This is a genomic window from Caballeronia cordobensis (assembly GCF_001544575.2).
GTDB lineage: Bacteria > Pseudomonadota > Gammaproteobacteria > Burkholderiales > Burkholderiaceae > Caballeronia > Caballeronia cordobensis.
This window is the reverse complement of the sequence record NZ_FCNY02000018.1, coordinates 95,013-115,023: the sequence shown is the minus strand read 5'-3', so window position 1 is coordinate 115,023 and position 20,011 is coordinate 95,013. Positions and strand designations below refer to the sequence as shown.

The 20,011-nt window shown below is 62.2% G+C and carries 21 protein-coding genes and 4 tRNA genes; 13 read left to right on the top strand and 12 right to left on the bottom strand.

Going from position 1 to position 20,011, the window contains the following annotated elements:
* The first annotated feature begins 1,026 nt into the window (after nt 1–1,026).
* Nucleotides 1,027–2,187, top strand: coding sequence for a porin (locus tag AWB70_RS28675; RefSeq protein ID WP_041730198.1), 1,161 nt, complete (start codon nt 1,027–1,029; stop codon nt 2,185–2,187).
* A gap of 92 nt (nt 2,188–2,279) precedes the next feature.
* On the opposite strand, the gene greB is transcribed toward AWB70_RS28675, so the two are convergent.
* Nucleotides 2,280–2,831 carry a transcription elongation factor GreB gene (gene greB / locus AWB70_RS28670; protein ID WP_014190740.1) on the bottom strand — a complete coding sequence of 184 codons (552 nt, stop codon included), beginning with the start codon at nt 2,829–2,831 and terminating at the stop codon, nt 2,280–2,282.
* 151 nt (nt 2,832–2,982) lie between these two features.
* On the opposite strand from greB, the gene AWB70_RS28665 reads away from it, so the two are divergent.
* The 3 genes from AWB70_RS28665 to AWB70_RS28655 all read left to right on the top strand — a co-directional run bounded on the left by AWB70_RS28665 (nt 2,983) and on the right by AWB70_RS28655 (nt 3,371).
* Nucleotides 2,983–3,059: transfer RNA gene (locus AWB70_RS28665), tRNA-Arg, on the top strand.
* Between the two features lie 79 nt (nt 3,060–3,138).
* Nucleotides 3,139–3,215, top strand: a tRNA-Arg gene (locus AWB70_RS28660).
* A gap of 79 nt (nt 3,216–3,294) precedes the next feature.
* A tRNA-Arg gene (locus AWB70_RS28655) sits at nt 3,295–3,371 on the top strand.
* Between the two features lie 56 nt (nt 3,372–3,427).
* Here AWB70_RS28655 and AWB70_RS28650 read toward each other — a convergent pair.
* The 5 genes from AWB70_RS28650 to AWB70_RS28630 form a co-directional block, all read right to left on the bottom strand.
* Nucleotides 3,428–3,919, bottom strand: a complete 492-nt coding sequence (locus AWB70_RS28650; RefSeq protein WP_053567684.1) for a phage protein NinX family protein — start codon at nt 3,917–3,919, stop codon at nt 3,428–3,430.
* A gap of 64 nt (nt 3,920–3,983) precedes the next feature.
* The gene (locus AWB70_RS28645) at nt 3,984–6,377 is read right to left on the bottom strand and encodes a RelA/SpoT family protein (protein WP_081478139.1); all 2,394 of its coding nucleotides are present in this window, start codon (nt 6,375–6,377) and stop codon (nt 3,984–3,986) included.
* A 70-nt stretch (nt 6,378–6,447) separates the two neighbouring features.
* Entirely contained in the window at nt 6,448–6,651 is a 204-nt protein-coding gene (gene rpoZ, locus AWB70_RS28640) for a DNA-directed RNA polymerase subunit omega (protein ID WP_006999799.1), read from the bottom strand.
* 69 nt (nt 6,652–6,720) lie between these two features.
* Complete coding sequence (gene gmk / locus AWB70_RS28635; protein ID WP_014190737.1) at nt 6,721–7,395, bottom strand: guanylate kinase; 675 nt, start codon at nt 7,393–7,395, stop codon at nt 6,721–6,723.
* Between the two features lie 9 nt (nt 7,396–7,404).
* Complete coding sequence (locus AWB70_RS28630; RefSeq protein WP_014190736.1) at nt 7,405–8,349, bottom strand: YicC/YloC family endoribonuclease; 945 nt, start codon at nt 8,347–8,349, stop codon at nt 7,405–7,407.
* A 251-nt stretch (nt 8,350–8,600) separates the two neighbouring features.
* Between AWB70_RS28630 and rph the strand changes: the two genes are divergently transcribed.
* The 5 genes from rph (at nt 8,601) to AWB70_RS28605 (ending at nt 12,545) form a co-directional block, all read left to right on the top strand.
* Nucleotides 8,601–9,359 carry a ribonuclease PH gene (rph, locus tag AWB70_RS28625; protein ID WP_053567683.1) on the top strand — a complete coding sequence of 253 codons (759 nt, stop codon included), beginning with the start codon at nt 8,601–8,603 and terminating at the stop codon, nt 9,357–9,359.
* Nucleotides 9,349–9,969 (top strand): RdgB/HAM1 family non-canonical purine NTP pyrophosphatase, encoded by a 621-nt coding sequence (rdgB, locus tag AWB70_RS28620; protein WP_053567682.1) that lies wholly within the window; start codon nt 9,349–9,351, stop codon nt 9,967–9,969. Before rph ends, rdgB begins: the two co-directional genes overlap by 11 nt.
* Nucleotides 9,966–11,189 carry a radical SAM family heme chaperone HemW gene (gene hemW, locus AWB70_RS28615; RefSeq protein ID WP_053567681.1) on the top strand — a complete coding sequence of 408 codons (1,224 nt, stop codon included), beginning with the start codon at nt 9,966–9,968 and terminating at the stop codon, nt 11,187–11,189. Before rdgB ends, hemW begins: the two co-directional genes overlap by 4 nt.
* A gap of 11 nt (nt 11,190–11,200) precedes the next feature.
* Nucleotides 11,201–12,409 carry an MFS transporter gene (locus AWB70_RS28610; protein WP_200826447.1) on the top strand — a complete coding sequence of 403 codons (1,209 nt, stop codon included), beginning with the start codon at nt 11,201–11,203 and terminating at the stop codon, nt 12,407–12,409.
* A 46-nt stretch (nt 12,410–12,455) separates the two neighbouring features.
* A tRNA-Ser gene (locus AWB70_RS28605) sits at nt 12,456–12,545 on the top strand.
* 92 nt (nt 12,546–12,637) lie between these two features.
* Here AWB70_RS28605 and AWB70_RS28600 read toward each other — a convergent pair.
* Both AWB70_RS28600 and AWB70_RS28595 read right to left on the bottom strand, forming a co-directional pair.
* The gene (locus AWB70_RS28600) at nt 12,638–13,159 is read right to left on the bottom strand and encodes a hypothetical protein (RefSeq protein ID WP_235024381.1); all 522 of its coding nucleotides are present in this window, start codon (nt 13,157–13,159) and stop codon (nt 12,638–12,640) included.
* The gene (locus tag AWB70_RS28595) at nt 13,156–14,184 is read right to left on the bottom strand and encodes a hypothetical protein (RefSeq protein ID WP_053567678.1); all 1,029 of its coding nucleotides are present in this window, start codon (nt 14,182–14,184) and stop codon (nt 13,156–13,158) included. Before AWB70_RS28595 ends, AWB70_RS28600 begins: the two co-directional genes overlap by 4 nt.
* Before the next feature lie 448 nt (nt 14,185–14,632).
* Between AWB70_RS28595 and AWB70_RS28590 the strand changes: the two genes are divergently transcribed.
* Nucleotides 14,633–14,950 carry a hypothetical protein gene (locus tag AWB70_RS28590; protein ID WP_053567677.1) on the top strand — a complete coding sequence of 106 codons (318 nt, stop codon included), beginning with the start codon at nt 14,633–14,635 and terminating at the stop codon, nt 14,948–14,950.
* Between the two features lie 10 nt (nt 14,951–14,960).
* On the opposite strand, the gene AWB70_RS38895 is transcribed toward AWB70_RS28590, so the two are convergent.
* Both AWB70_RS38895 and AWB70_RS28585 read right to left on the bottom strand, forming a co-directional pair.
* Nucleotides 14,961–15,128 carry a hypothetical protein gene (locus tag AWB70_RS38895; RefSeq protein ID WP_159680332.1) on the bottom strand — a complete coding sequence of 56 codons (168 nt, stop codon included), beginning with the start codon at nt 15,126–15,128 and terminating at the stop codon, nt 14,961–14,963.
* A 106-nt stretch (nt 15,129–15,234) separates the two neighbouring features.
* Entirely contained in the window at nt 15,235–15,393 is a 159-nt protein-coding gene (locus AWB70_RS28585; RefSeq protein WP_167350978.1) for a hypothetical protein, read from the bottom strand.
* A gap of 139 nt (nt 15,394–15,532) precedes the next feature.
* Between AWB70_RS28585 and AWB70_RS28580 the strand changes: the two genes are divergently transcribed.
* Both AWB70_RS28580 and AWB70_RS28570 read left to right on the top strand, forming a co-directional pair.
* On the top strand, nt 15,533–16,012 hold the full coding sequence (locus AWB70_RS28580) for a TonB family protein (protein WP_041730959.1): 480 nt from the start codon (nt 15,533–15,535) through the stop codon (nt 16,010–16,012).
* 263 nt (nt 16,013–16,275) lie between these two features.
* Nucleotides 16,276–17,580, top strand: a complete 1,305-nt coding sequence (locus tag AWB70_RS28570; protein WP_053567674.1) for an MFS transporter — start codon at nt 16,276–16,278, stop codon at nt 17,578–17,580.
* Nucleotides 17,581–17,601: 21 nt separating this feature from the next.
* Here AWB70_RS28570 and opgC read toward each other — a convergent pair whose 3' ends face one another.
* Nucleotides 17,602–18,780, bottom strand: a complete 1,179-nt coding sequence (opgC, locus tag AWB70_RS28565) for an OpgC domain-containing protein (protein WP_053567673.1) — start codon at nt 18,778–18,780, stop codon at nt 17,602–17,604.
* Nucleotides 18,781–19,030: 250 nt separating this feature from the next.
* Between opgC and AWB70_RS28560 the strand changes: the two genes are divergently transcribed.
* Nucleotides 19,031–19,210 carry a hypothetical protein gene (locus AWB70_RS28560; protein WP_014190725.1) on the top strand — a complete coding sequence of 60 codons (180 nt, stop codon included), beginning with the start codon at nt 19,031–19,033 and terminating at the stop codon, nt 19,208–19,210.
* 250 nt (nt 19,211–19,460) lie between these two features.
* Here the strand turns inward: AWB70_RS28560 and AWB70_RS28555 are convergent, their stop codons facing one another.
* Nucleotides 19,461–19,766: a YXWGXW repeat-containing protein gene (locus AWB70_RS28555; protein ID WP_053567672.1), complete on the bottom strand. Its 306-nt coding sequence runs from the start codon at nt 19,764–19,766 to the stop codon at nt 19,461–19,463.
* Between the last annotated feature and the right edge of the window lie 245 nt (nt 19,767–20,011).

The window sequence follows — 20,011 nt, the reverse complement described above, 5'->3', positions numbered from 1 at the left end:
CCGGAAATATTTATTTGATCCGGCGCGGACGAATGCCAGTGATCGAGCACGTCTGGGTCGATATTCGGCGAAGCATCGGTCAGGCGACGAAAGACGGAGCGGTAAGGCAAGCCGGGCAAGGCGCGGCGAGCTTTGGCGTCGGTGCGGGCGCAACTGAATACAGCCGTACTTAAAATCACCGTTTTGATTTTAATAATCAAACATCGATTAACAGCAGGACTCTTCCCCGCAAAGTTTCGGGCGCTTCCAATTCGGAATTTTTCCGACGCCCTTCAAATGAAATCATTAAACTTTCTGGAAACGTATTGATAGCACAGTGACGCGCGTGAGAATCAACCCGCCTCTCCACGCACAAGCATTCATTCCACTTGCTCGATTCTCTGGCATTAAGCATTCTGGAAAGTAAGTCGCGACTTAATTGTAATATCGAACATCGTTCGAGTCGCGCGGGTCCTCAATCGCTCACGCCATACGACACCTCATCACAGCCCCGCCCGGCGCGGCGTTCGGACGCATCGACCGCGCAAAAAAAAAGCGCGACCGGGAAGTCGCGCTGACAAAGTTTGGAGATCTTTTTCCGTCAACGAAAAAGTCTGCTTCGGAAAGCAGAATCCGCAGTATAGCGATCCGATCCGAATGTATTACCTGCAAAAATAGCAAACTTCTGTTTCAAATATCTCAACAATGCATTTCTGCCATTCAGCCGCCATTTTCAGCATCGGTTGATGTAGCGCATGCGCAACGTCGATTGGTTGACACCTCTCGCCTTACGGCTTTATTCGCCGGTAAATCATTGTATATAAACAAAAATACACGATGCGACGATCATTGCCGCATCAACAATGGTTTATTGCGGAAATTGGAACGCCTCGTTCTGTAACGCCGTCTTTACACTTCGTCTGGTCCGGAAACAAATGTGTCGCAACGCCGATGCATGCTCATCCGCCCCGCGCCTCTCGCAGCGCGCCGGTTCGAGGTTTCCTCAAGCCTGGGTCCCCGGCCCTATCTGCTCTCGGAGTTACAAAGATGAAAAAGACTCTCATGGTCGCTGCCCTGTCGGGCGTTTTTGCTACCGCCGCCCATGCGCAAAGCAGCGTCACGCTGTACGGCCTGATCGATGCGGGCATCACCTACACGAACAACCAGATCACGACGGTCGGCGGCCCTGGCCACAGCAACTTCAAGGCGACGAGCGGTCAGGTGAACGGCAGCCGTTGGGGCCTGCGCGGCGCTGAAGACCTCGGCGGCGGCCTGAAGGCGATCTTCACGTTGGAGAACGGCTTCAACATCATGAACGGCCAGAACGGTCAAGGCGGTCGTGAGTTCGGCCGTCAGGCGTTCGTCGGTCTGTCGAGCACGCAATTCGGCTCGATCACTCTCGGCCGTCAGTATGACTCCGTGGTCGACTTCCTCGGGCCTCTGGCTCTGACGGGCACGCAATACGGCGGCACGCAGTTCGCCCACCCGTTCGACAACGACAACCTCGACAACACGTTCCGCGTGAACAATTCGGTCAAGTACACGAGCGCGAACTACGCCGGCTTCAAGCTGGGCGCGATGTACGGTTTCTCGAATGAAGCAGGCGGCTTCGCGGATAACCGCGCGTACAGCGTCGGCGCGTCGTACAACTACGGCCCGTTGAACGTCGCCGCAGCGTACATGCAACTGAACAACGTCGGCTCGCCGACGAACAACGTCAACGGCGCGATCACGACCGACAACACGCCGTTCGTCGCTGGCCGTCAGCGCATCTTCGGCGGCGGTCTGAACTACGCGTTCGGCCCGGCAACGGTTGGTTTCGTGTTCACGCAGACGATGCTCGACAACGCTTCGTCGATCACCAGCGTCGGCACGCAAGGCGCCGGCTCGATCAACCTGACCGACGGCCACGTTCGCTTCACGAACTACGAAGTCAACGGCCGTTACAACCTGACGCCGGCTCTGTCGCTCGCCGGTGCTTACACGTACACGGACAGCCGCATCGACGGCGAAAAGCCGAAGTTCCACCAGTTCAGCCTGCAGACGGCCTACGCGCTGTCCAAGCGCACCGACGTGTACCTGCAGGGCGAGTATCAGCACATGACCGACAAGGACAACCTGCCTATCGGCGCAGTGATCAACGGCGTCGGCATGTCGTCGAACTCGAATCAGGTTTCGGCGACGGTTGGCATGCGTCACCGCTTCTAAGATTCAACGGCAGTTCAGTTGTGGAAAAGCCGCTCTTCGGAGCGGCTTTTTTTCGTCTGCCGGTCAGGCAGGCCGCTGCGCTCAGTTCGCGCTCAACTCGGGTAGCGCACATCCAGAATATCGATCTGCTGCACGCCCGCCGGCGTGTGCAAAGCGACCGTATCACCGATTTTCGCCTTCAGGAGCGCACGCGCGACCGGCGAGATCCAGCTCACATAACCACGCTCCAGATCGACTTCGTCCACGCCGACGATCGTTACGGTCTTCACGTCGCCGTCGTCGCCCGCGTAGTCCACCGTCGCGCCGAAAAAAACCTGATCGACGTTCTCCTGCTTGCTGCTGTCCACCACTTCCGCGAGATCCAGGCGCTTGCCCAGAAAGCGGATGCGCCGATCGATCTCGCGCAGCCGCCGTTTGCCGTAGATGTAGTCGCCGTTCTCCGAGCGGTCGCCGTTGGACGCGGCCCACGAGACGAGCCTCACCACCTCGGGCCGCTCGTTGTCGAGAAGCTGCAGGAGCTCGTCACGCAGCCGCTGATGGCCCGCCGGCGTGATGTAGTTCTTCGTGCCCGCCGGAACGTCCGGCTGGCCGAGGTCGAGGTCGTCGTCGGTGTCGTCCGACTCTTTGACAAATGCCTTGTTCATGATGCGGATCGATAACGGAATCTGAGAAGTTCTGGCTTTGCAAACATCAAGTTACCACGCCTCGCGCCCGTTTCGTCGACAGAAAGATCGAAACATCGGCCAAAACCGCTTCCTTTTTTAAATTACCTTGGCTATAATTCCGCTTCTGCGTGCGGCTGTAGCTCAGTTGGATAGAGTACTTGGCTACGAACCAAGGGGTCGTGGGTTCGAATCCTGCCAGCCGCGCCACTTTTTCTGATGTTCTCGAATGAGGGCATCAAGCGCTTAACCACAAGCGCAACGCAGTATAAGCAGTACCGTTTTGCGTGCGGCTGTAGCTCAGTTGGATAGAGTACTTGGCTACGAACCAAGGGGTCGTGGGTTCGAATCCTGCCAGCCGCGCCACTTTTTCTGATGTTCTCGAATGAGGGCATCAAGCGCTTAACCACAAGCGCAACGCAGTATAAGCAGTACCGTTTTGCGTGCGGCTGTAGCTCAGTTGGATAGAGTACTTGGCTACGAACCAAGGGGTCGTGGGTTCGAATCCTGCCAGCCGCGCCACTTTTGAAGGGCCTTCCAAACGGAAGGCCCTTTTTGTTTGTGCGCGCCGGAATGGCCTACTGACGCGGAACCGGGCTGATATCGCCGATATGCCTCTCCGGCGACGGCATATCCTCCACCGGAGCCGTCGCGCTCGATTCACCGATCGGTTCCGCACGCTCGCCAAGCAGCGACTGGGGGCGCCGCAAGTACTCGTCCTCCACCTCGTCGCCGAACGCGTGCCGCACGAACGCGCGCAGCAATGCGATCCGCAGCGACGGTCCCCGCCCTTCCACCGGCTTGCCTTCCTTCCCGAACGTCACGCTGCAGCTCACCTCGCCGCGCCCGTGATCCTGCATCTCCAGCTTGCAGGCGCGCTCCAGGACGACCGATGCGGCCTCCCATGACGTCGATGGCAGAAAGCGTCCGTCCCAGGGCTTGCCGCGGTCGTTGCCGCGGATAGAGAGCGTCTCTCCGCTATCGGTGAAGTGGATTTCGCGGATGAATTCGTGCAGCCCGCGCGCGACCCAGTAATCGAGCGTGGTGCCTTCGAGATCGGAAGTGTTCATGCGGCGCCTTCTCCTGTTCGTCGGACGACGACAGGCATGCATGCCGCGTACCCGCGCCGGCGCGTCAGTAGTCGGCGCGCTCGCGGTCGATGCGCATGCCGCCGTCCTGATTGCGGTGATGCGGTTCGTCGCTCGGACGCTCGCGCGCGATGCGCATCACGTCCGGATTGGTGCGCACGCGGCGCATGACGTTGGCCAGATGCACGCGGTCGCTGACCTGAATCACGAAGCGCAGCAGCTTGGCTTCCTGCGACACGTCCTCGTCCATCGCGATATGCACGATGTTCGCATCCGCCGACGTGATGTCCGCCGCGACGCGGGCGAACACACCCTTCGTGTTCTTCACGAGCACCTTCACGGCGACGTCGAAGAGACGGCCTGGCTGCGGCGCCCATGCGACGTCGATCCAGCGGCCCGGATCGCGCCGGTGGATGCGCTGCGCGACGCGGCATTCCGTCGTGTGAATCGCCATGCCGAGGCCGATGCCGATATAGCCCATGATGTCGTCGCCAGGAATCGGGCGGCAGCACGGCGAAAGCTGCACCGACATGCCTTCGGTACCCGTGATGACCACCGGCGGCGCGGTGTTCGTGCTGTGGTGCTCGCGCGGATGATCTTCGTCATCGGCGATACCGTTCATCAACACTTCGATGCGCTTGGCCATGACCGCCGCCACGCGCCGGCCGAGACCGATGTCCGCGAAAATCTCCTGGCGCGTCTTGTTGCCGGTCCACAGCACGAGTTTTTCCCAGACTTCCGGCGTGACATCCGAAAGCGCGAGGCCGTAGCCCTTGAGACTCTGATCGACGAGCCGCTCGCCCAGTTGCACCGACTCGTTCAGGCGCATCGTCTTCAGATAGTGACGGATGGCCGAGCGGGCCTTGCCGGTGCGCACGAAGCCGAGCCACGCGGGATTCGGTTTCGAATACGGCGCGGTGATCACTTCGACGATATCGCCGCTTTTCAGCTCCGTGCGCAGCGGCAGAAGCTCGTTGTTGATCTTCACCGCGACGCACTGATTGCCGAGGTCGCTGTGAATCGAATAGGCGAAATCGAGCGCCGTCGCGCCGCGCGGCAGCGGCATGATCTTCGACTTCGGCGTAAACACGTAGACCGCGTCCGGGAACAGGTCGATCTTGACGTGTTCGAGGAATTCGCTCGAATCGCCCGCTTCGCTCTGAATGTCGAGCAGCGACTTGAGCCACTGATGCGCGCGCTTTTGCACATCGTTGAGATCGGCGCCGCCATTCTTGTAGAGCCAGTGCGCCGCGACGCCGGCTTCGGCGATCTCGTGCATCTTGCGCGTGCGAATCTGGAACTCGATCGGCGCGCCGAACGGGCCGACGAGCGTGGTATGCAGCGACTGATAGCCATTCACCTTCGGAATGGCGATGTAGTCCTTGAACTTGCCCGGCACGGGCTTGTACAGCGCATGCAGCGCGCCGATGCACGTATAGCATTCGAGCGCGCTCTCGACCACGACGCGAAAGCCGTACACGTCGAGCACCTGCGAAAACGACAACTGCTTGTCGCGCATCTTCTTGTAGATGCTGTAGATCGTTTTCTCGCGGCCGGTGACTTCCGCGTTGATCTTCGCGTCCGCGATGGTGCGCTGCACCGCCTCGAGAATCTTGCCGACCACTTCGCGCCGGTTGCCGCGCGCCGCCTTCACCGCTTTTTCGAGCGTGGCGTAGCGATTCGGATTGAAGTTCGCGAAGGAAAGATCCTGCAGCTCGCGATACGTATTGTTCAGACCGAGCCGATGCGCGATCGGCGCGTAGATATCCAGCGTCTCGCGCGCCACGCGCCGGCGCTTTTCCGGCGGCACCGCACCGAGCGTGCGCATGTTGTGCAGCCGGTCGGCGAGCTTGACGAGAATGACGCGCACGTCGCGCGCCATCGCGAGCAGCATCTTGCGGAAGTTCTCCGCCTGCGCTTCCTCGCGATTGCGAAATTCCATCTTGTCCAGCTTGGACAAGCCGTCGACCAGTTCCGCGACTTTCGCGCCGAAGCGCTCCGCGATCTCCGTCTTGGTCACGCCCTGATCTTCGATCACGTCGTGCAGCAGCGCGGCCATGATCGATTGCGCGTCCAGCTTCCAGCCCGCGCAGATTTCCGCGACCGCGACCGGATGCGTGATGTACGGCTCGCCGCTCTGGCGATACTGCCCGAGATGCGCTTCGTCGCTGAAATGGAACGCCGCCTTGACTTCCTTGATTTCCTCGGCGGAGATGTAGCCGGCGAGCGTGTTCGTCAGTTTCGCGATGGAAACGACGTCGTGCTTGCGCGGCTGTTCAGGCGTGGCGGTCGGGCCGAACAGGTGGCGAAACGACTGTTCGAGGACCGCGTCGATGTACTTGCGCGCCGCATGCGGCTTGTCCGCATCGAGCACCGAATCCTGATCGATGTCGATGTCGGGGTCCACGGCGGCGGAGATGGGCAACGGTGTCTGACTCATCTTCGCCTCCGTGGTGATGTGACGCGTTGGGTTGTCGGTTGCAGAAATTGAAACCGGGATGCCGCAGCCCTTAGACGGGCACCTTCTTCAACATTTCGATGCCGACCTGACCCGCCGCGATCTCGCGCAGCGCGACGACGGTAGGCTTGTCGCGGCTCTCGATTTTCGGCGTGTGGCCTTGTGCGAGCTGACGCGCGCGATACGTCGCCGCGAGCGCGAGCTCGAAGCGATTCGGGATTTGTTTCAGGCAGTCTTCGACGGTGATGCGGGCCATGTTGAGTTCCTTCTCGATATGGGTTTTATTCTACCTTATGTGACCGAACGACCCGGTCACGGCGGCGTGTCAGGATTGCGGCGTCGAATGAATACCGAGATCCACGAAAAGCTGCGTATTGCGCGCGTATTGCGACGTGAAGCGCAGGCGCGTCGCGGCCACGAGACAACGCAGTTCCGCGAGCGCGCGATCGAAGTTTTCGTTGATCACCACATACTCCGCTTCCGATGCATGCGCCATTTCGCTGCCGGCCGCGAGCAGCCGCCGCACGATCACTTTTTCGGAATCCTGGCCGCGTTTCTTGAGGCGGTCTTCGAGCGCGTCGAGCGACGGCGGCAGAATGAAAATCTCCACCGCGTTGCGAAACTGCTTCTTCACCTGCTGCGCGCCCTGCCAGTCGATTTCGAGCAGCACGTCGTGGCCCTGCTTCATCTGATCGGCGATCCACAGCTTCGAGGTCGCGTAATAGTTGCCGTGCACTTCGGCGCTTTCCAGAAACTCGCCGTTTTCGCGCCGCTCCATGAATTCGTCGACGGACACGAAGTGATACTGCACGCCGTTGGTTTCCTTCGAACGCGCCTCGCGCGTCGTGTACGAAACCGACAGCAGAATCTCCTTATCCTCGGCGAGCAGCGCGTTCACGAGCGTGGACTTGCCCGCGCCCGACGGCGCGACGACCATAAACAGGTTGCCGGGATAGATGCCCGTATAGTGGCTGTGCGAGCGGTGCGTGGTATTCGGCATGATGTTGCGTTACTCCAGATTCTGTACTTGCTCGCGCATCTGCTCGATGAGCAGCTTGAGCGTCATCGATGCATCCGCGAGTTCCTTCGCCGCCGCCTTCGAGCCGAGCGTGTTCGCTTCGCGGTTAAGCTCCTGCATCATGAAGTCGAGGCGCTTGCCGACCTTGCCGCCCTTTTGCAGCACGTGGCGCGTTTCGTTCAGATGCGCGGTGAGGCGCTGCAATTCTTCGGCGATGTCGATGCGAATGCCGTACATCGTCACTTCCTGACGAATGCGTTCGGCGATTTCCTCGCGCGGCACGCTCGTCGACGTTCCGCCTTCGTTCGTCGCAATGCCCAGCGCATCCTGCAAACGCTCGACGATCTTCTGCTGATGCTTCGCGATGAGTTCGGGGACGAGCGGCGTGATGCGCGCGACGATCGCTTCCATTTCCGTCACGTTGTCGATCAGCACTTTGCCCAGTGCCGCGCCTTCGCGCGCGCGCACTTCGATGAGATCCGCGATTGCCTGCTTGCCGCATGCGAGCACCGCTTCGCGCAACGTTTCCTGCGATACCGCGCTTTCGGCGAGCACACCGGGCCAGCGCAGGATTTCGCCGGTGCGCATGCGCTCGGCATCGGGAAAGACATCGAGCACGGCGCGTTCGAGCGTCGCGAGCTGCGTGAGCGCCTCGCGGTTGAGCGCGCCCGCGTTTGCCGTCTGCTCGACGCGATTCAGATTGATGCGGATATCGACCTTGCCGCGCGAGAGCTTGGACATCAGCATTTCGCGCAATTGCGGCTCGGTTGCGCGCACGTCTTCGGGCATCCGGAAGTTCAGATCGAGAAAGCGCGAATTCACCGTGCGCAATTCCACCGATACACCGACGCCCGAACCGCCCGCGCCATTGGGTCCCGCGCCATCCGCGACGACTTCGCGCGTCGCGCTGGCATAGCCTGTCATGCTGTAGATCATGGTACGTCTCGCGATGTGAGCCTTCCTTGCGAAGGCCGATTCAACGAAACGCCCGGCGCTCTCGAAAGTGCTTTGGGGATGGCACGCGTTTGGCGGCCGGGCGAGGAATCCGCATTATCCCATTTTTGTCGCGCGGCCCGCCCGGTCGGCATGTCCGCCACCGACGCCTGCCGGTGAATAACGATAAAATCGGCGGCGAATGACGATAAACATCGCTGGGATTTCCCGTCCAACTTTCTCGAACCCGATCCATGACCGACTCTCCCCTGCTCAAGCCTTCTCCCCCGCGCCCGAGCGGCCGCCGCGCGAATCAGCTGCGCGACGTGCGCATCACGCGCAATTACACGAAGCACGCGGAAGGCTCCGTGCTCGTCGAATTCGGCGATACCAAGGTGATCTGCACGGCCAGCATCGCCGAGCGCGTGCCCGAGTTTCTGCGCGGACGCGAACAGGGCTGGCTCACCGCGGAATACGGCATGCTGCCGCGCGCGACCCACACGCGCAGCGACCGCGAAGCCGCGCGCGGCAAGCAGACGGGCCGCACGCAGGAAATCCAGCGTCTGATCGGCCGCGCGCTGCGCTCGGTGTTCGATCTCAACGCGCTCGGCGCGCGCACGCTGCACATCGACTGCGACGTGATTCAGGCCGATGGCGGCACGCGCACGGCGAGCATCACGGGCGCGTTCGTCGCAGCGCACGACGCGGTGAGCAAGCTGCTCGCGGCGGGCAAGATCGCGAAGACGCCGGTGAAGGACTTCGTCGCGGCGATTTCGGTCGGCATTTTCGAAGGCGCGCCGGTGCTCGATCTCGACTACGACGAAGACTCGCAATGCGATACCGACATGAACGTCGTGATGACGGGCGCAGGCGGTTTCGTCGAAGTGCAGGGCACGGCGGAAGGCGCGCCCTTCACGCGTGACGAGATGAACGAACTGATCGCGCTCGCGGACAGCGGCATCCGCGCGCTGATCCTGAAGCAGAAGGAAGCGCTGGAGAGTCATGGTGTCTGATGCGCATGGTCTGAGCCGCGTCGTGCTCGCATCGAACAATGCGGGCAAGCTGCGCGAGTTCGCATCACTCCTGGATGCGGCGGGAATCGAGCTGATCGCGCAGGGCGAGCTTGGCGTGCCCGAAGCGCCGGAACCGCACGCGACGTTCGTCGAGAACGCGCTGGCGAAGGCGCGGCATGCGTCGGCGCTCACCGGCCTGCCCGCGCTCGCCGACGACTCCGGCCTCTGCGTGCGCGCGCTGGACGGCGCGCCGGGCGTGTACTCCGCGCGCTATGCGTCGATGAACGGCGAAGCGAAAAGCGACGCCGCGAACAACGCGAAACTCGTCGCCGATCTCGCCAACCACGCCGATCGCCGCGCGTACTACTTCTGCGTGCTCGTGCTCGTGCGTCACGCCGACGATCCGGAGCCGCTCATCGCCGAAGGCCGCTGGCACGGCGAAGTGCTCGATGCGCCGCGCGGCGCGCACGGCTTCGGCTACGACCCGCACTTCTTCCTGCCGGCGCTGAACGCGACCGCCGCCGAACTCGATCCCGCGCGCAAGAATGCGCTGAGCCATCGCGCGCTCGCGCTGCGCGATCTGCTGCAACGACTGAAGGAACTTGCGTGAGCGCCGGACCGAAGACGATCAACGTGGTGCAGGCTTTCACGTCGCCGGGCAGCATCCGGCTGACATCGCTGCCGCCGCTCTCGTTGTACGTGCATTTCCCGTGGTGCGTGCGCAAGTGCCCGTACTGCGACTTCAACTCGCACGAATGGAAGGACGACGCGTTTCCCGAGGAACGTTATCTCGACGCCTTGCGCGCCGACCTCGAAAGCGCGCTGCCGCTCGTGTGGGGACGGCAGGTGCATACGATTTTCATCGGCGGCGGCACGCCCTCGCTCCTGTCGGCGAAAGGGCTAGACCGGCTGCTTTCGGACGCGCGCGCGCTCCTGCCCATCGACGCCGACGCCGAGATCACGCTCGAAGCGAATCCGGGTACTTTCGAAGCGGCGAAGTTCGCGTCGTTTCGCGCGAGCGGCGTGAACCGTCTGTCGATCGGCATCCAGAGCTTCAACGAGGCGCATCTGAAGGCGCTCGGCCGGATTCACGATGCAACGCAGGCCCGGCGCGCCGTCGAGATCGCGGCGAAGCACTTCGACAACTTCAATCTCGATCTGATGTTCGCGCTGCCGCAGCAATCGCTCGACGAATGCAGGCACGATATCGAAACGGCCATCTCGTTCGCGCCGCCGCATCTGTCGCTCTATCACCTGACGATGGAGCCGAACACGGTCTTCGCCAAGTACCCGCCCGCCCTGCCCGACGACGACGCTTCCGCCGACATGCAGGACTGGATTCACGAGCGCACGCGCGCGGCGGGCTATGAGCGCTACGAAGTGTCGGCGTATGCGAAGCCGCACCGGCAGAGCCGGCACAACCTGAACTACTGGCGTTTCGGCGACTATCTCGGCATCGGTGCGGGCGCGCATACGAAGCTGTCGTTTCCGTCGAAGATCCTGCGTCAGGCGCGTTTCAAGCATCCGGCGAGCTATATGGATCACGCGCTTGCGCCCGATGAAACCCCGATTCAGGAAGAACGCGAAGTCGGTCCGCGCGATCTGCCATTCGAGTTCATGCTCAACACGCTGCGTCTCGTCGAAGGCTTTCCCGTGCATGCGTTCGTCGAGCGCACGGGTCTCGCCCTGTCCGCGATCGAGCCCGCGCTCGTGCAAGCGGAGAAGCGCGGGCTGATTACGCGCACCATCGAGCGCATCGCGCCGACCGAGCTCGGCCAGCGCTTTCTCAACGATCTACAGGAGCTGTTCTTGAAGGACTCGAAGAATTGAGCGCGCCGACGATGACGCCGGGCTCGGTGATGCGGCATCGCCCGTTCGCGCTTTTCTGGACCGCGCGGGTGATGTCTTCGGTGGCGTTTCAAATGATGTCGGTCGCGATCGGATGGCAGGTGTATTCGATCACGCACAGCGCCTACGCGCTCGGTTTTGTCGGTCTCGCGCAGTTTCTGCCGATGTTCGTGCTGACGCTCGTCGTCGGGCACGTTGCGGATCGGTACGACCGGCGCACGATCGCGTATGTGTGTCAGGCTATCGAGGGCGTCGGCGCGCTTGCGCTGTGCCTCGGCGCATGGCACGGCTGGGATAGCGTCGCCCCCATTTACGCGATCGCGATGATCACCGGCGCCGCGCGCGCGTTCGAATCGCCGTCGATGGCGGCGTTGCTGCCGAACCTCGTCGCGCGCTCACAACTGCAGCAGGCGACCGCGTGGTCGACTTCGGCGAACCAGACCGCGATGATCCTCGGTCCCGCGATGGGCGGCCTGCTGTACGGCCTCGGCGCGCTGACCGTGTATGGCGCGGTGACGATCGCGTTTCTGGGCGCGGCGTCGGCGGTCGCCGCAATCAGGATCGACGAGGCCGTGCGCATGCGCGCGCCCTTGTCGTTCGAAGCGTTGTTTTCCGGCATCGGCTTTATCAAGAGCAAGCCGGTGATTCTCGGCGCGCTGTCGCTCGATCTGTTCGCCGTGTTGCTCGGCGGCGCGACGGCGCTCTTGCCGGTGTACGCGCGCGACATTCTGCATACCGGCCCGTGGGGGCTTGGCGTATTGCGCGCGGCGCCCGCCGTGGGCGCGCTCGCCGGGTCCATCTGGCTCGCGCATCATCCGCTGCGCCAGCGCGCGGGCACGGCGCTGTTCGGCGGCGTGATCGCGTTCGGCATCGCGACGATTCTGTTCGGCTTGTCGCGCGATATCGGATTTTCGCTGCTGGCGCTGGCGGCACTCGGCGCGTCGGATGTGATCAGTGTGGTCGTACGCTCATCGCTCGTGCAGTTGCAGACGCCCGACGAGATGCGCGGACGCGTCGGCGCGATCAATTCGCTGTTCATCGGGACGTCGAATCAGCTCGGCGAATTCGAATCGGGCATGACGGCGGGGCTGTTCGGCGCGGTGCCGGCGGTGCTGATCGGCGGAATCGGCACGATTGCCGTCGCGTTTTTGTGGATGCGCTGGTTTCCCGCGCTGCGGGCGACGAAATCGCTCGAAGGGTGACGTTCCTCTCTTCGCCGATGAGTTGCGCTACAATACGCGCCTTGCTGGAGGTGTGGCCGAGCGGTTTAAGGCACCGGTCTTGAAAACCGGCGAAGGAGCGATCCTTCCGTGAGTTCGAATCTCACCGCCTCCGCCAGAAGTGAACAGAAAGCCTCGTAAGTTCAAAGACTTATGAGGCTTTGTCGTTTCTGTTCTCGCCAGACTCATTCAGCGGAGCGTACCGCCGGGCTAGTCGAAGGACTCGGGGGCAATCTTGCCCTGCGTGATGACCAAATGCGCTGCGTTGACTCCGGGCGCGAAAAAACGCCAATCTTCCTCTTCCTGTATTGCATCGGGGATTACTGTGAGACGCAACTCATGCGATAGAGAAAGCAACAATCCACTTGCTTCGTTCACTGCGACGGATTCAACAGTTGGCGCGACGGCGTCTCCGAATAACAACTGTTGAAGGCGCGCAACGGTAGCACTCGCTTTCTCATCGCCTCCTCGAAGGTCGTCTTCCGTTGCAGCAACACGCCCAGCTTGTTCAAGTCGCCATGCACATTGGACGTGAAGCGCCCACGCACCCACATGTTTCACGGCCCCTCTGAAGTTGGTCACAGGACGCAGCGCACCGAATCCCAAGGTGAGCATGTCGGCAGCATGGTTTACGCTGCTCAACTCTAGCCCTTGAAGTACCGAGAGACGTCGCTCGATTTCCTTTCCAGAATTAATCATCAAATTATTCCACTTTTGATTTGCGCGGTTCACCAGAGATCAAACATGTCCTTCGCGCGCTCCATGATTTCGTGATAGCCGAGGCCCTCGCCCGAAATTTCATCGTGGAGTTGCCGGGCTTGACCGGGAGTCAGGCGCAAAATTCTCGCAATGTCATTAGTTTGTTTGTTCTGTGCTTGATTGTTGCCGGGCGTGCCTTGACTACCTGCAACGTCTACAACATCCGTGCTTAGCGTGTCCGGCTGATACTCGAACGGCTGCGCGTCACTAAGCGGTGAACCGCCATCGCTGTCGTCAGCATCCCCGAAGCTTTTGAGCGTCGACTCGCTGTCGCTGTCATGGTCGAAACTCGCGCCGCCGAGCGCAGCTACTGCGACTGCTTCGACAGCCCCCAGCCAATCGGAACCGCTGCCGCCACAGCTGCCGTTTGCGTCACCTGCGCCGGATGCGAAGTCGCGCGCGGAACCAAGGTCAGAGCGGAGCATATCGGAACCGAACCCCGAATCGACATTGGCGCGCTTGAGCGCCGCGAACTCGCGCAGGTCCAGAACTTCGTCGCTCTTGGCATTGAAGCTGACGCCGCCGGCTGCCTTTGGCCAGTATTGCGGCGCATACCACTTGTACACCTCTTGCCCGCTCCACCAGTACCGTTTGCGATTGATCGCGGGCACGAGGCGGCCATCCTGAACGGCGCGGCGCAGCACACGCGTGATGCCGTCGCCATCGACCGGAACATCCCAACTCGATACCCGCAACTCGTGACGAATGAAATCGACATACCGCCGGAACTCGGTGCTCAGGTATGCGCTACGTCGATCGATGCGCGGCCGAAACAGCCGGTCGAAATCTCGCCGGTCTTGCGCGATCTGCCTCTGTTGCTCTTTCTCCTTATTGCCGCGCTCTTCGTAGGGCAGGTCTCCGTATGGGTGAGTCCGCCACATAAACCAGTCAATCTGATGAAACTCGCGTCGAGTCATCAACGTGCATTGCCAGCCAAAGCCGCCTGACAGCGGCACATACAGCGCATTGAACGAGCGGCCCCATTTGGGAAACGCCATGTCACCTCCATATTTGACAGGATTGCTAATTCTAATAGGCAGCAATTTGCTGTCAGTGGAGACGTCTCAAAAACGAAGTTCTCTACGGACACCGCGAAGACTCAACCTGAACCGTGCACGGTGACGATGCGGTGTATCGCCCCTCGCCTTGCCACGCAGCGACCGTCACCAAAGCGTCTCATTTGACTTCAGTTCTTTCAGCCGCTTGTCGTCAACACCAAATTCAGACAATACGCATATCCGATACTCCCCACCCCACGTACATTGCCCTTGTCTCCATCCCGAGTTTTCCCCCATTCTCGGGTAACGGAGACCTTCAATGGGTAAGGTTGGATTTTGGCCTCGCAGCGCGCGAGGCCAGTTTTTTTCCATCACCTGCAAATCGATGTGAACACGGCGGCCATGGCGCCATCTAACCGCCTCATCGAGACAACGCGGAGAACCGCCCATGAAGTCACGCCGCCTCATGCCCGTCCTCTTCGGCTGCGCCATCGCCGTGAGCCTGCCGACGCATGCCCAGCCTCAGCACAACGCGCAATGGCGCGCGACCGAAGCCACGTTCTTCGATCTGATTCAGAACGGATATGGAATCGTCGCGGTAACGAGTGTCGCCGCGCGAAGTACGGGCTTGCCCGAAGACACCTACGTGCTTCAGAAAACCAATAGCGTCTATCGCTGCGTGGAAACGCGGGCGGCCGAGACCGGCACGGCCCGATCGACCGCGCCCCTACGCTGCGCCGAGCTAGTCAAGCCATACACGGACTGACTCGAAAAATTCAATTGTCGTCCGACCTGACGGGCGGACGCACATGCGGAACGGGCTCCGCTTTGGCCGCATCCGTCTTCGGCGCGCTTCGCTTCGAGTCGCTCTTCACATGCGTCGCGGACGCCGGTTGCTGCCGGGCGGGCGCGCCCGACGGCGCAGGTTGGGTTTTGCGTGACATGATCTTCTCCCGAGAAGCCGGGGACATCCCCTTGATACCTTAGCACCGCCGCGCTCACGCCGCGCACGCGCACCGCGGCGGGTCTCAGCCGACCTTCAGGCGACCTTCAGCCGACGGGCGCTTCGCCCTCTCCCGTCTGCTTCCCGGGCCGGTCGTTCGGGCCTTGCTTGCGGTTTTCGTCATCGCGCTCGGGCAACTTGCTTTTTTCGTTGTCGCTATGCTCGACTGACTTGCCGTCATCCGGCCGATTCGTCTCGGTGCTCATGGCTCCCTCCTCGATTGCTTTCAGATAGTTCATGGGCAGCAAATCTCGCGCCCGAACGCGCGGCGGCGCACATTTTCGTCTCACTCTCCGTCTTTGCAGCGACTACCATTGAAGTAACGTCATCTTTTCGATGCTTGCGATGTTCGCGTCACGCTTTCGCCTTGTCGTCATTGCGCTCACCGGCGCACTCGCGATGAGCGCCTGCACGATCACGCCCCCGCCGGGCGTCGTGGCGACGCGTGCCGTCGCGCCGCCCGCGCCCGGTCAGACGCTCGACCAGTACAAGGCGCAGATCGCGCAGCGCATCTTCGAACGCAATCCGTCGCTCGTGCTCAAGGGCACGCCGCAAGCGATGCTGCGCTCCTTCGTGCTGGTGTCCTTCACGGTGGACCGCGGCGGGCGGGTCGTCGAATCGTCGGTATATCGCACCAATGGCGACGACGAAGCCGAGGCCACCGCGCTCGCGTCGCTGCGCCGCTCGGCGCCCTTGCCCGCGCCGCCCTCGCGTCTCCTGAACGGCAACGGTCAACTGGAGCTCTTCGAAGGCTGGATGTTCAACGACAACGGCCAGTTCCAGCTCCAAACGTCGCACTCGCCCCAGGCGACGAGCCTCGATTGATTGGCGCGCGCCGCGCACGCTCGTTATAATTTTTGACACCCCTGCCGGACCGCGTCCGGCGCCGCCTTCGCCTCGCGCCCATCCCGCGTGACGCGCGAAGCGCCCGAGCGCAGCCAGGCTGCGCCGTCATCGCACGCGCTACTCGCGCCGTCGAACCCATCGCATCGCAATCCTTACAAAAAGCCGACGCGCATCGGATCGCCCTTGCCCGGCGATGCGCGCGACAATGCTTCGCACCACGGCAACACGACAACGGAGACACTATGGCCGCACCCTCGCTTTCCGCCGCACAGCCCGGCGACGGATCTCAAAGCGCGTCGCGCGTAATTTTCGCGAGCTTCATCGGCACCGCGATCGAGTTCTACGATTTCTATGTCTACGCGACCGCCGCCGCGCTCGTCATCGGGCCGGTGTTCTTTCCGCACGACTCGCCCGCCGCGCAGGCGCTCTCCGCGTTCGTCACGTTCGGCATCGCGTTCTTCGCGCGGCCCATCGGCTCGTTTCTGTTCGGCCACTTCGGCGACCGCATCGGCCGTAAATCGACGCTCGTCGCCTCGCTGCTGGTGATGGGCGTCTCCACGACGCTCATCGGCTTCGTGCCCGGCTACGATTCGATCGGCAGCGCGGCGCCGATCCTGCTGTGCATCCTGCGCTTCGGGCAGGGCATCGGGCTTGGCGGCGAATGGGGCGGCGCGGCGCTGCTCGCGACGGAATACGCGCCGCAAGGCAAGCGCGGGCTCTTCGGCATGTTCCCGCAACTCGGGCCGTCGATCGGCTTTCTCGCGTCGAACGGGCTGTTCTTTGGCCTCGCGCTCTCGCTCACAGACGAGCAGTTCCGCAGCTGGGGCTGGCGCGTGCCGTTCATCGTCAGCGCGGTGCTGGTCGCGCTCGGCCTCTACGTGCGGCTGAAGATCGCGGAAACGCCGGCGTTCCGCGCCGCCGTCGAGCGTCACGAGCGCGTGAAGGTGCCCGTCGCGACGCTCTTGTCCAGCCATCTCGCGCCGACGCTGCTCGGCGCGTTCGCGATGGTCGTCTGCTACACGCTCTTCTACATCTCGACGGTGTTCTCGCTGTCCTTCGGCGTCGCCAAGCTGCATTTCGCGCGCGAGACGTTCCTCGGCCTGCTGTGCTTCGCCGTGCTCTTCATGGCGATCGCCACGCCGATCTCGGCCATCGCCAGCGACCGCTTCGGGCGCAAGCCGGTGCTGGTCGTCGGCTGCGTCGCGGCGATCCTGTCCGGCTTCGCGATGGCCCCGCTCCTCGGCAGCGGCAACACGATCCAGGTCGCGCTCTTTCTCACGATCGAGCTGTTCCTGATGGGCGTCACCTTCGCCCCGATGGGCGCGCTTTTGCCCGAGCTCTTTCCGACCAACGTCCGCTACACGGGCGCGGGCGTCGCCTACAACCTCGGCGGCATTCTGGGCGCGTCGGTGGCGCCGTATATCGCGCAACTGCTGGCGAATCGCGGCGGACTGTCGTGGGTGGGCGGCTACGTGTCGGCTGCGGCTGCGGTGAGCCTCGTCGCGGTGCTGTGCATGCGCGAGACACGGCATATCAAGCTGGACTGAAGCAGCGGCGAACCGGCGCGCTCAGCGATCGCGCCGGTTGCTGATGTGCGCGGGCAGCGGCCCTTTCATGACGGGAAGGCGCGACGCCTGCCGCTCGGCGACCTTCGCGCGCGCCGCCTTCGCCGCCTTGCGATCCGCCCAGAAGCGCGCAAGCCACAACAGACTGGCGATGGCGATGCCGTCGGCGATGAGTCCGAGAATCCAGTGCGACGGATAGCGCCCGAGGCCGAGCACGCCCATCGCGCGCAATGCCGAATCGAGCACGAGCGAAACGCACGCGCCCGCGATGAAGCACACGAGCCCTTGCTGCCCGATCGTCACGATGCCCGGCAGCCTGCGCGCGAGGCGGGCGACCCAGCCCGCATACACCGCGCGGGCGACGATCCAGGCGATCGCCGCGAAGCTCACGATGCGCAGCGTCGCGAGGTTCTGCTTCATGTATCCGGGCGGCGCTTGCGTTTCGAGGAACAGCTTGAAGAACGCGAACGTCAACGCGAGGGCGATCGCGCCCGCCGTCAGCCAGCGCGCGATCTTGCCGGCGTGGAACGTGCCGCTGACCGGCTGAATGCGCGCCAGCACGCCGGTCATGAACATCAACTGCCACGCGAACGGATTGAACGACCACGCTTCCCCGTACGTGCCGGGCAAAAAGCGCAGGAGCGGCATGGCCGCGAGCCACACGAGCAGGCTGCCGAACACGGCGACGACCGGTCTTTTCTGAGCAAGCGGCACGATCACGGGCACGGCCAGCGCGAAGACCGAATACATCGGCAGTACGGCGGAGAGATACGGCTGCTGACGCAGCAAGGCGATGTCGACGACGAGGCCGGCCGGGCGCGCGAGGAAGGCGGGCCATTCCGTGTACTGGACCATCGGCGTATCGATCTTGAGCGCCATCAGCAGTCCGCCGCCGATCAGCATGAGAAACGCCGTGAACAGATACGCGCGATAGATCTCCCAACTGCGTTTGAAAAAGCGTCGGCGGGCCGCTGAATCGCTACGGCGAGTCGCAAGCGCCGTATAAGCCGCCGCCGACGCATAACCTCCGAGAAATACGAATACTTCGGCGGAATCGCAAAATGCGTATTGATGCAGCGTAAAGCGCGATAGCACGCTTCCCGTTATATGGTCCACCGCGATAATGAGCAGCACGATTCCCCGAAAGAAATCGACTTCGAGAGAACGCGTCGGGGAAGTCATCTGGCGAATGCTCCACGAACCTGCGGTTTCGGCGCGCCGCCGGAATGGCAATGGCGCATATAGGGGGTTTGTACTGAGTCTGAAAAGAAAATTCCCTGAATCAGCAGGTATTTAAATTAACACTCGATGCCCGTCGGCAAGCTGGCGGGAAAATGACTTTTTCGTCCGCTTTCCAGTAAAAACGTCGCTGCTTATACTCGAAGAAGCTTGAAAAAAGTTCGACAGATCGCCTTACGCAACGGGAGAGGCCATGAATATTCATTTGCAAAGCGCGCATCTCGTCGCGATCGTCACCATTGCGCTTGTGACGGCGCTGCTGCTCGCAGTGAAGTTTCGTCCGGCGACTTGGCGCGGCGTCGTTCTGGAAGCCGTCGTGGCGAACGTCGGCGCGATTCTGGCGGTACTCGCCTTCGAAGTGCTGACCGCGTGATCTCGCCGAGCCTGCGGAAATTTTCATTTCGATTGAACTTTTCTCCGCGCGTACGCTCGTAGCAAGTACTGCTGTGTGCGTGGTCCGGCTTTCGGACCTGAACGCGGCTCTCTTCTCCTCTCCGCTCCTGCTTATGCGGGAGCGTTTCTTGGGCGCCCGGCGAAAGCCTCGCGCCTCTTCTTTTTTCTGGCCCCTTCGTTCGCCGCCGCCGTGTGAAGACGCGCGACGGCGAATGAACGGGCTATGCGATTCAGATCCAGTGACCCGGAATGTAGCGGTACCGCCCGCGGAACGGCGCCCACACGCCCGGCGCCCAGCGCGCGCCCGGCCGCACGGCAATCCAGTGGCCTGGCACCCACACATAGCGGCCTTCCCAGTTCCAGTGTCCCGCATCCCACACGAAGCCGGCGCGTGCTGCCGGAACAGGCTCGAAACGCGGCGCGGGCGGCGCGCTCGGTGCAACGATCACCACGTCGGCGAACGCTCCGGACATGCTCACGACGCAGGCGGCAAGCAACGCGGCCCGGGCAAGCAGATGACGACAGGACAGTTTCATGATCGACCTCGTTTTCCTAAAGACATTGAACGCGCGCGTGGTGCGCGGATGAAGGCTTCGCGGCTAAGAAACATCCGCGTCTTTTCTCAATGTGCGAGGGAGAACGCGCGATGACACGCGCGGAAGGTCGATCAGGTTGAATTTGGAACAGTTTGTCGATGATTGTCCGACAAATGTCACAGCGAAGGCGCGACCGCTCGATGCATCATGCAGTGCTACGCAAACGATAACGCACCAGGAAAAAG